Source organism: Actinotignum sp. usb-actsch-213 (assembly GCF_059085665.1).
On the sequence record NZ_JBHNSQ010000082.1, the window covers coordinates 1 to 11,029 of the forward strand.

Consider the following 11,029-nt stretch of genomic DNA (forward strand, 5'->3'; position numbering starts at 1 on the left):
TTCTGTTCTAGGGGCGAGCTAGTTGTGCCGCGTTAGCCGCGCATACTCCGCATCGCTCACCGGCTCAAGCCACTCGTTGGAGGTATCCGTCCCGGGAACTTCCACAGCGAGGTGGGAGAACCAGCTATCGGGCGCGGCCCCGTGCCAGTGTTTGGTGCCCGCCGGAACGTTGATCACATCCCCGGGCAGCATTTCTTCCACCGGCTGGCCCCAAGCCTGATGGAATCCGCGGCCGGCCACGCAGATAAGAATCTGGCCGCCGCCGCTGGAGGCGTGGTGAATATGCCAGTTATTGCGGCAGCCCGGCTCGAACGTCACGTTGTACATGGGAACCTGGCTGGTGGAGACCGGCGCGAGGTAGCTCTGCCCGATGAAATACTGAGCAAAACCGTCATTGGGGGCACCGATGGGGAAGAGGCACTCGCGCGCGTGGCGTTCCTTGGCGCTCAGTGCATCCGTGTCAGCATTGGAGCCAGCGCTACCATCCGCACCCGTAATCTCGGCATCAAGACTCCACACATCCTTCGTCAGATTGAAAACCGCCCAGGCCTTCGGCCAACCCACGTACATGGCCGCATGCGTGATAATCGCGGCGATTTCCTCCCGGGTCACTCCGTGATTCTTCGCGTTCTCCAGGTGATACCGCAGCGAAGAATCCGTGATCCCGGAGGCCATCAGCGCCACCACCGTGACCACGCACTTCGTTTTGAGAGACAGCGCGGGCTGATTCCACACCCGCCCAAAAAGAACATCGTCATTGAGCTCGGCAAAAAGCGGGGCGAAATTCCCCAGCTGGTCACGGCCCGCGGTTTGGGTAATCTTCTCACTCACCTGAGATCATCTCCTTCATGTATGGCCGACGCCTTTGCCCAGCCAAAAACAGACTACACCCCGGCGCAGCCGTTCTCGGGTGCGCCGGGGTGTAGGGGCGGGCCTTAGTGGCCCGGTCCGTTCATAGGTGCGTTACTTGCGCCGGTGGCGTTCCAGGGCGACGCCGCCGCCCAGGCACAGGGCACACAAAGTGATCACGCCCATGATCTTCGCCAGGGTGCTCAGCTTAATGCTCCGATCCCAGCCACTTACTGAAGCATCCGCATTTGCACCGGCGGTCGCCTGGTTGCCCTGGCCTGCTGCGCCATTCGGCATGCCAACGAAGGCGGAGCCGGAGGGTGTGCCGGCACCGGGCGTGGCACTCGCCGACGGAGTGGCGGAGGGTGCAGCCGCTTTCCCGGCCGCCGGCCCACCGGCCTTCGCGGGTGCGGGGGAGATGGGGCGCGGTGCCCCGCCGCCACCGGTCTGCGGTGCGCCAACCACCCGGTTACCCGTGAGGGTGGCGCCGCCACCGGGGCCGAGCGGTGCGGTGCCGCTCGGTGGCAGCACCTTCGCCCCGGGATTCTCCGGAAGCGGAGCAGGCGCGGGCGGCACGCCCGGAGTTAGCGGCTTATTCCCGGGATTATTTCCAATGCCGGGTATACCCGGCTGTGGATTTGGTTTTGCTGTGCTATTTCCCTCCGGGGTTTCGGGTGTGGCCGAAGGTTGCGGTGCGGGAGTGGTGCCCGGCGTGGGCGCACCACCCGGATTGACGGTGCCGCCTGGGTTGCCGCCAGGGTTACCTCCGGGCTTTCCGCCAGGATTCGGCGCACCACCGGGATTCCCACCCGGATTGGGCTTCCCGTCCGGATGTGGATCCGCGGAGGGCTGATCCGCACCGCCCGGTTCGGGAGCGGCAGGATCGCCGGGGATGCTCACGGTGCCCTGCTCGTAACCGGCGATCGCCTCATCCCCGACCAAGAACACCAGGCGGCCCGCCCGATTGGCCCCGCCCGCGCCGGAAACTTCCGGCGCGGCTGCGGCGTCGTCGTACCACACCCGCAGCACGTACACGCCTGGCTGCGTGAAGGCCCAACCGGCGTGCTGGTGCGTGGGATCGGGCAGGTCAAGGGCGGTGCGCGAGGCGTCGAAGAGCCGATCCACGTTCCCGAAACCGCTCAGCGCGTAGGCGTGATACTGCGCGCCCGCCGGAATCGACTCCGGCTCCACGTGGAAACGCGTGGGTTTGCGGTAGCTCTCCGTGGACCACCCGGGCCAAATATGCGAACGATCCCAGTTCTGGGGCAGCTGGTAGAGCCGCTCGCCCTCCGCACCGAGGAAATCAAAAGCCGCGCCCTTCGCCCGCGGCGACTTCGCCGAATCGGGCACCGCCAGCGCCACCGTGCTCACATCGCGCTGCACCGAGGTGGTGGCGTGCTCGAGGGTATCGTCCTTGAGGGTGACGCCCGGGCCACCCTCGCCCGGCACCGCCTGCAGGTCCACGTGGCCGCGGCGCAAAATGGTGCGCGACGGGGCGGGCTTCGGTGCGGGAGCTGGTGCGGGAGCGCTAGGCGAAATAGAAGGCGTGGGCGCCGGCACGGGCGGATTCGGCGCAGGATTGGGGCCAGGATTGGGGCTAGGATTCGGGCCGGGCTCCGGCCCTGGCTTCGGTGCCGGCTCAGGCTGCGGCCCGGGGGCCGGCTGCGTGCCGGTACCAATCGCGGGAGCCGCGGCGAGCCGGCCGGAATAGCTTTGCGGGGCGCTCAAATCCATGGTGCCGAAGCGCACGTCGGCGGCCGCGCTCATATTCACTTCCGGATGCGGGTCAATGCTGAGCTTGAGATGGTAGCCCTCGCACCAGGAATCGCCCTGGGTCACGGAGGCCACGCCGCGCGAATCCGTCACCATATTCACTTCGCAATCCGGGTACTTATCCTCCGCTTTCGCGTAGTAGCCGCCGTGCACGTACGCGCGCACCTTCGGATCCGTGAAAGCAACCGAGGTGGTCACGTTTCCGGCAGCCGTCTTTTCCGTGCGTACCGTGTAGTCGAAGGACGACGGCGTATACTCCCCGCCCGCCATGGCCGGCGCCGGATCCTGCGAATGGGGCTCGGGCAGCTGAGCGGCGCTCTCCGAGGTGCCGGCCTCCGCATCGCCAAAGGTGTAGGAGACCGGGGCTGAAACCCAGCGCGCGCCAGTTGCGGTATTAGCTGCGGCGGTGCGCGTAGTGGAAGGAGTATCGCTATTCCCGGCAGGAGTGCCACCTCCCGCGGCCGGGATAAATACCGCCTGGAAATTCGAAGCACCCGAGCCGATCATCTCCGCCCAGCGCGCCTTCCCCTTCTCCACCGGCACCTCGGCCAGGAAGTAACCATCCAGGAAGAACTGCACCTTCCCCGCAACCGTTTCCGAACCGGCATCGAAACGCAGCTCGGTGAGCTGGTCATCCGCGTCATGCTCGCGGCCCGCATACGGGGCGAGGGAGAAACGGTAGCCGGACGTATCCCCGGTGGGGGCGGCGTTGAACGCGGTAGCCAGATCGGGGCCCGCATCCTTGGCCGGGCGGGTACCACCCACCTGCCACACAAACGGAATCTCCTGCGAAGCAATAATCTTGCCATCCACCCCGCGCGCGATGGCGCGGTAGGTCAGGGTGTAGCGCCCCGGCTTGGTAAAAGCGGTCTCGTTATGGGTGTGGCTGCCGGGCACCAGGTAGGAGACCCGCCGCCCCCTCTCGTGACTGGAGAACAGCGGGAGGTAAAGATCCATATTGGTCATGAAGGCTTCCATGCGCCCCGGGCCGTCGAACTTGGTCAGCTCGAGGGCAAAGGTGCCGTTGCGGAATTGCTCCACGGGAATAGCGGCATCCGCACCGAAACCGGCCCAGATGGGGAAGGGACCGCTGGGCATACCCGGCGCGGAATACCAGCGTTCGGCCACCTTGCGCAGATGCCCGTAAGCTTCATTATCCGGGGGTAGGAAAATATATTGCTGCCCGCCCTGATTCGAGCCGCTGCGCGCGTATCCGCGCCCGACCCAGTTGACGGTCTTCTCCAGCGGATACAGCTCGTCATAGGCTTCATTTTTCAGCACGAACGTCCCGTTTTCCCAAAAAACTTTGGGGGCGTCCACATGCGCCGTCGTTGTGACAATTTTTCCGTCATCCGGGGCGGCCGCTGCGGCCGGAGCTATTCCGGCGGTGAGTGCGGCGGCGGCCAGGGCCGCGAGGAGGCGTCGTGCCATTCTGTCTCTTTCCGTTTCGGTGTGCGGCAGTCCGCGTGAGCGACAACCGCATCACCCCTTATTGATAATCATTATTGTTATCAAATAGGCTAGGTGACGCAAGTACCGCAAGGAAAGGAAAGTCATGACAGCACTCACACGGCGTGCTGCGGCGGGGCTGGCGGGCGCCATGGCGGCGCTCCTGGCCGGGTGGGGGGCATTCCTTCCTGCCGCCCAGGCCGCACCGGCGCCGGCAGCGCCCGCGGGGGCGGGGGCCGGGGCCGGGCAGTCCACCGTTCTCACCTCCGGGCATATGGACCTCTTCAATATCGCCGCCGGAGCAGACGGCGGCATCTCCCTCAATCTCAAAGAGGACGCCACCGGCACCGGGGTGGAGCGCGCCCCTGAAGAAACCGTGGTCGGCGTGGTGGAGAAAACTTTTACTACCAAATCCACAGCGGTTCCGCAGCTGGGTGTGCCCGGCTTTCTGCTCGACCAGGTGCAGCAGGCCGGAATTGTATGGCCCGGCTGGGATTCCGGGGCGGCGCGCCAGCTGGGCGGTACCGCGGTGCGGTTCGTGGTGGAGCAGCTCGAAGGCCCCGGCAAGATCTTCCTGTGGGAAACAAATTTCGCCACCCTCAATCCGATTCTGCGCGCCGCCGCCGGAGCTCCGAGCTTCCAGATGGCGCCGGGCAGCGTGATTGGCCAGCCGGAACCCGCGCACCAGCACGCTAATTGGCTCTTTTCCGCGCCCGGCACCTACCGCATGACGGTGCGCGCCGAAGTGGATACCCCCGGCGGTACCCTCACCTCGCCCGCACGCACCTACACCTGGGCGGTGGGCGACGCCGCGATTGCGGCCGCTCAGGGTCACGATAACGGTGGCTCCGGTAGCGGTTCCGATAGTGGGAACGACGGCGCCGCTGGCACACCGGGTGATTCATCTACTCCGGGCGGCGGGTCCGCGCCGGAAGCTGGCGATGGGGGAAGTGGCGCGAATGGGGCCAACGGCGCGAACGGCGGGGCCAACGGCGCGAACGGCGGGGCCAATGGCGCGCCCGGCACCCCGGTGCCGAGCGGCGGCGCTACGCAGGCACCCTCGGGCCGAGCGCCCCAGTCCCCCTCGGGGCAGGCTCCCGCAGGTCAAGCACCGCAAGCTCCGGCCGGCCAATCACCCCAAGCGCCCGCCGCGCCGGTCTGCATCCCCACCCCGGTGGAGCGTGCCGCGAGCGGCGGTGCCAGCGGCTCCCATACGATCCCGGCCAATACCCACGTGCACCCCAATTGGGTCTTCACCCAGCCGGGTACCTACACGGTGGGCCTGGCCTTGAACGCCACCGCGAAAGACGGCACCCGCCTATCAACCACCACCACCTTGACTTTCAACGTCGGGGGAAGTGGCACCGCCAATAGCGGCCACTATGACCTGGGCGCCGTGGTGGATGGCGGGCAGTTGCGCGCCGCCGTCAAGGACGATAATTCCGGACAGTGGCTTGACCCGGCATCCCTGAGCTTTGGCTTGGGGGAGGCCGCGGCCACCACCGCCCCGGCCGGTATTGATTTCGTGGCCGGCGCCGGCGAGCGCATCTACATGATTTCCTCGAGCCAGGTCTCCGGAGTGCCGTGGCTGGGTGCGAATACCCAGCACCCCAGTTTCCGCGAAGCGACCACCGGCGAGCTCACCCTGAGCGTCACCAGCGTGTCCGGCCCCGGCAAGATGGCCGTTTTCGAATCGGGGACTTTCGGGCAGCTGGTGGGCCAGCAGTGGTTCGGTTCCAGCGGCGGTGGTACCGAAACGGTGTGGGAAGGCCGCACTGTCGATGGTCAGCCTTGCGAGCTATCGCCCGAGCAAATCGCCCAGCTGGAACGCGAAGGTAAGAAGCTCGGCAATAACCTCGCCCATTCGGGCTCCGAGGTTATCGACCCGCTCTCGGTCACCCTGGCCCTGCTCTGTGTGGGCGGAGTGGTGCTCTACACCCGCAAGCGGGCCTAGCCTATGATGGTGGCAGCGTCCGCTTCGGCGCCTGTGGCGGCGGCCGGGCGCGGCACACCCAGTTAAGATACGAGTGAAAAGCGCGGGATACTTATGAAGATTTCAATTCTGGTGGGTAGTTTGCGGCGCGGCTCCTACGCGCGCAAAATTGCGAGCGAAGTGGCCGGCTATTTCCCCGAGGGTTACGAGGTGGAGATTGTGGAGATCGGTCACCTGCCGCTCTACAACTTCGATTACGACGACGCAGCTGTGACGGACGTACCCCTGCCCGAAAGCTACACCCGCTTCCGGGAAACCATTAAGGCCAGCGATGGCATCCTCTTCGTCACGCCGGAAAATAACCGCACCGTGCCTGCCTGCCTGAAGAATGCCGTGGATATTGGCTCCAAGCCCAATAGCGATGTGGCCTGGAAGAATAAGCCGGCTGGCATTATTAGCCACTCGGTGGGGCGGATGGGCGGCTATAGCTCGCAGAAGAACCTGCGCCTGGCCCTCTCCTACTTCGATATGCCCATGCCCGGGCAGCCCGAAGTGTTCCTGGGGCGCTCCCCGGAACTCTTCGATGAGTCCGGCAAGCTGAAGGCCGATACCGCGGACTTCGTGCGCGGCTATATTGACCGCTTCGTGACCCTCGTCGAGAAGAAGTAACTCGCGCGAATCGCGTATGCACCCCCGAGTTGGTTTCCGGCCGGCTCGGGGGTGCTTTTTCGCGGCTCGGGTGCTCGCGGGAAAGGAGCGGCGTCGTCGTTATGACATACACCACCACGGCGAGCCTTAAGTCCTAGGTGCCCGCAATGCGACACTATATCTAGTGGTCGAAATTTAGGTGACCACAATATCTAGTGTTTTGATGAAAATTGGAGAAGTCATGAGCGCACCCGATGGACGGCATTACACCCTGCGTTCTTTCATGCCGCCGCAGTACATCCAGCACCCCGAGGGGCCCTTCCGGCCGATCAACTGGAATTACGTCCCGGAGGAGAAGGACTTGGAGGTGTGGCGCCGGCTCACCGCGAATTTCTGGTTGCCGGAAAAGGTGCCGCTCTCCAATGACCTGCCCTCCTGGCAGCGCATGAACGAGGTGGAGCAAACCCTCGTGATGCGGGTGTTCACCGGTTTGACGCTGCTGGATACCGTGCAGGCAAGTATTGGTGAAATTAGTCAGATTCAGGACGCACACACCGAACACGAGCAGGCCGTCTACGCCAATATCGCCTTCATGCAGGCGGTGCACGCGCGTTCGTATTCCTCGATTTTCTCCACCCTGGCCTCGAGCACCCAGATCGAGGAAGCTTATACCTGGGCCGTGGATAATCCCCTGCTCCAGCAGCGCGCCAAGGCGGTGCTGGAACACTACGTGGGTGACGACCCGCTCAAGCGCAAGGTCTCCTCCACGCTGCTTTCCTCCCTGCTGCTGTACGCCGGGTTCTTCCTGCCCCTCTACCTGTCCTGCCGCGGCAAGCTCATGAATACGGCGGATCTCATTCGTCTTATCCTGCGCGATAAGGCGGTGCACGGCTACTATTCCGGCTACAAATACCAGCGCGGCCTGGAAGAGTGCAGCGAAGCGCGGCGTGCGGAAATGGAAGAATTCACTTTCGAGCTGCTCGAGAAGCTCTACCAGATGGAACTCGACTATTCAGGTGAACTTTACGAGCCTGTGGGCCTGATGGACGACGTCGCAATTTTCGTTCGCTACAACGCCAATAAGGCGCTTATGAACCTGGGCTACCCGGCACGCTTCAGCGGTGAAGAAACACAGGTGAGCCCGGAGATCCTCACCGCACTCTCCCCGGCCGCGGATGAAAACCACGATTTCTTCTCCGGCTCGGGCTCCTCCTACATTATTGGAGAATCGGAAGATACCACCGACGACGATTGGGATTTCTAAAGTAGTCCAAAGGTCCTGACCCTTGGCGTGATCATTGGGGCGGTTGCCTGCGCATGTGCTGTGCGCGGGTGGCCGCCCTGAAAAAACGAGAGATTGGGTACATTTCCCGAGGTGATGCCCCTCGTAGGAGCCGCGGCGGCACATAAGTATGCAGGTGGCGGGGCGCGGTGTGAGATGGGAATTGCTTCGCGCGCTCCCGTTTTTTCGCACCGGTGGTACGGGACTTTAGTGCCGGCCGAGTGGTGTGGGTGGAGATTGAAGGCTCGTGCTGTTACCGGAAAGTATTATTATTCACGCCGGTGCGGGCGGCATTATGGCGAGGTGGGCGCGCGGCCACGCCGTCGAAAAGCGGCGAGGTAGGCATGTGTGCAGCGAGAGGCCCGGCTCAAAACCGCAACGTGCCGCGAGTTAATACTTAGTAAACAAATCTGAAACGGCGTGATAAAAAGTTAGTTATCTCCGTGAGGGAAGTGCGTGTTGCTACGTGGTTTATATAACCTTTTGTGCTGAATAATTGAATACAGCTTCTTGTGTTAGGCTCGGAAACTGTTTAGGCGATTTAGCGGACCGGGTCAGCTGGATTGCGGGGGGGGGGGTGCTCCAGTGCTGCCCTCTCACAATGCACACGCTCGTAGCGATCTCACCCTAACGATCCATATCCCTACTAATGGAGAAATAATGTCCCAACACACGGAGTCGACTCAGTCGGCGCCCGGAATCTCCGCGTCTGTGTCCCGCAAGGGTGGGCATCGCCGTCGCACGAAAGTGTGGGCCGGTCTCACCGCCGCGGCGCTCATGACGACGTTTGCTTCGGGATTCGCTTACGCTGCACCGCAAGGGAATTCCGGTGCAGCGCCAACTGCTCCCGCAGCACAGTGCCCGACGTATGTCGGTGACACCGCTGTCGAAGCAGGCGCGAACCAACCTGGCGCTAACCGACCGGATATTCCTTTCAAGCAAGATGCCATTATCGAAGCCGATGCTTTCAAGACCGGCTGGATTAAGAGCACAACAGATGCCAGTAACGCCAAGAACACGCTCTCTGGGCGCGCGTTCTTCGGTGGCGTTGGCACGCCGGCAACCACGTCCAATGGCGCGACCCCTGTTCCGGATGGAACCAAGGTGTACCTCCAGTGGCGTGACACCGACGGCGCAGCCTCCCCGATTTACTCCACCACCGTCAAGACGATTGACGAGAGCGACGGCAGCCAGATCGGCCCCGGCGCCTACGCTTTCGATCTGCGTACGCCCTGGGTGGATAACACCGGAAAACAGCATCTTTACAAGGCTGTTGCTGGCCAGTATTACCGTCTGTGGATCAATGATTTCACCAACCCGGCCGGTAACCCTGTCACCATGGTGCGCCAGGCTGGCGGTTTCTTCCCGGGGGCTTTCGTCAACAGCGTGACGGCTAATAATCTTGGCCAGTTCCCGCTTATCGGTACCAATATGCAGCGTACCGCGGTGTTCATGTACACCGATCCGAACGATTACCTCACCCGCCCCAAGAACGAATGGATTCACGACGATAAGGGCGCGCTGCCCGATCCGGCCGTAACCCTTTCCACCCGGGACTCCGTATCCGGCAAGGTATGGTTCGAATCCGGAGCGGGCGATCTTGCCAACTCCGCAACCGGTCCGAATTTCAACTCCTCCGGCGACGTGGTAGCCCCCGGCTACACGGTGGTGCTCTCGCAGCTGACCCCCGCGGGCAAGGCCGCGCTGCAGGAACTGCGTAATGCCACCCCGTCCGTCAATGACCGCGAGGTCAAGGTCCGTGACATGCTCACCGAGCACCCCGAGTACATCGAGGGCACCTACACGGCCACCACGAACGAAAAGGGTATGTACACGATCCGCCTGCCGAAGAACGCCGGTGCGGACGTGGACCGTATTTACATGTATGTGCTGGACCCGAACGGACGGGTAGTCCCGAACTACTCCTCCTTCATGCGCCAGACATTCAATATGTTCAACTCGCATGCTTCGTGGACTCCGCAGACCTCCGCCGCAGTGAACCTGATTACCAATAACTGGTACAACGTCAACCTGGCGCTGGTTCTCAGTGTGCAGGTGGAACTGGATATCACGAACTTCGATGCCCAGGAAAACTACGCGCTGCCGGGTCAGACCGCTGAAATCAAGCTCACCGGCAAGGCGCTTTCCCCGCTTCCCAACCGGATCGAGTGGACCGATTCCAAGGGCAAGGTTGTTCAAACTAATGGCGACCTGAAGAAGCTCAGCGATGCCAAGAAGGCTTTCTACACCGTTCCGGAGAACGCGAAGGACGGCGAAATCTACACGGCAACTCTTTACGCTGCCGATAACGCTGTTTCTTCCGATTCGTTCATCGTGCGCGCACTTCCGGTGAAGTACGACCCCGTCCAGGTGAAGAAGACGCAGAGCGCAAAGAGCAAGGCTCCCTACGCAACGCGAGAAGCCAAGGGCTTTACGCAGATTGGTAACAACAAGTACCAGCTACCCGCCGATGCTACCTACGAGCTGGGCGAAGGTGCGAAGTCCTGGGCGAGCGTGGATCCGGCCACCGGTCTGGTGACCGTCAATCCCGGCGCGGATGTTGCTCCGTGTGATTACCGTATCCCGGTGGTTGCTACCGTGACCGATCCGCTCAACTCCAAGAACAAGCTCAAGCTGAAGACCTGGGTTCCGGTCAAGGTGTTGGCGCAAATCACCGATACCTACGATCCGAATTACAAGCAGGACAACACCGTCGAGGCGGGGCAGACCATTGAGGTCCCGGCTCCCACCTTCGATAAGGTCGCTACCAAGAAGGTCGAAACGGATCCCGCTCCGACCGAAAAGGGCAAGAAGACCACCTTCAAGCTCGGTGACAACTCCCCGATTACCGCCACGGTCAATCCCGAAACCGGCGCCATTACGGTGACCCCGGCCGCGGGTACCGCTGCTGGCCCCTATGAGGTTCCTGTTGTTGTCACCTACCCGGATGGCAGCACCGATACCGTCAAGGTTCCGGTTACTGTCACCACCCCGGCCCCGGTGGATACCGATAATGACGGTGTGAACGACGCCGCGGACCAGTGCCCCACTATCGCCGGACCGGCTTCCAATAATGGTTGCCCGGCGTGGAACAA

At 62.9% G+C, this 11,029-nt stretch carries 6 protein-coding genes; 4 read left to right on the forward strand and 2 right to left on the reverse strand.

Annotated features, from left to right (window positions below):
* Positions 1 to 18: 18 nt before the first annotated feature.
* Together AC5RK6_RS08715 and AC5RK6_RS08720 are read right to left on the reverse strand one after the other, a co-directional pair.
* The gene (locus AC5RK6_RS08715) at positions 19 to 831 is read right to left on the reverse strand and encodes a carboxymuconolactone decarboxylase family protein (RefSeq protein WP_320758257.1); all 813 of its coding nucleotides are present in this window, start codon (positions 829 to 831) and stop codon (positions 19 to 21) included.
* A gap of 132 nt (positions 832 to 963) precedes the next feature.
* Entirely contained in the window at positions 964 to 4,053 is a 3,090-nt protein-coding gene (locus AC5RK6_RS08720) for a choice-of-anchor M domain-containing protein (protein ID WP_394533039.1), read from the reverse strand.
* Positions 4,054 to 4,177: 124 nt separating this feature from the next.
* Between AC5RK6_RS08720 and AC5RK6_RS08725 the strand changes: the two genes are divergently transcribed.
* The 4 genes from AC5RK6_RS08725 to AC5RK6_RS08740 form a co-directional block, all read left to right on the forward strand.
* Entirely contained in the window at positions 4,178 to 6,025 is a 1,848-nt protein-coding gene (locus AC5RK6_RS08725) for a choice-of-anchor M domain-containing protein (protein WP_394533040.1), read from the forward strand.
* 93 nt (positions 6,026 to 6,118) lie between these two features.
* Positions 6,119 to 6,673, forward strand: coding sequence for an NADPH-dependent FMN reductase (locus tag AC5RK6_RS08730; RefSeq protein WP_394533041.1), 555 nt, complete (start codon positions 6,119 to 6,121; stop codon positions 6,671 to 6,673).
* A gap of 220 nt (positions 6,674 to 6,893) precedes the next feature.
* A complete protein-coding gene (nrdF, locus tag AC5RK6_RS08735; protein WP_435730999.1) occupies positions 6,894 to 7,916 on the forward strand; it encodes a class 1b ribonucleoside-diphosphate reductase subunit beta in 1,023 nt (340 codons plus the stop codon).
* Between the two features lie 678 nt (positions 7,917 to 8,594).
* Positions 8,595 to 11,029 (forward strand): Rib/alpha-like domain-containing protein (locus tag AC5RK6_RS08740; RefSeq protein WP_493926445.1); only part of this gene is annotated, 2,435 nt, incomplete at its 3' end.

Bases quoted from the DNA above. Each gene is read 5' to 3' on its own strand.
- nrdF (WP_435730999.1), top strand. From the start codon at position 6,894: ATGAGCGCACCCGATGGACGGCATTACACCCTGCGTTCTTTCATGCCG.
- AC5RK6_RS08730 (WP_394533041.1), top strand. From the start codon at position 6,119: ATGAAGATTTCAATTCTGGTGGGTAGTTTGCGGCGCGGCTCCTACGCG.
- AC5RK6_RS08725 (WP_394533040.1), top strand. From the start codon at position 4,178: ATGACAGCACTCACACGGCGTGCTGCGGCGGGGCTGGCGGGCGCCATG.
- AC5RK6_RS08720 (WP_394533039.1), bottom strand. From the start codon at position 4,053: ATGGCACGACGCCTCCTCGCGGCCCTGGCCGCCGCCGCACTCACCGCC.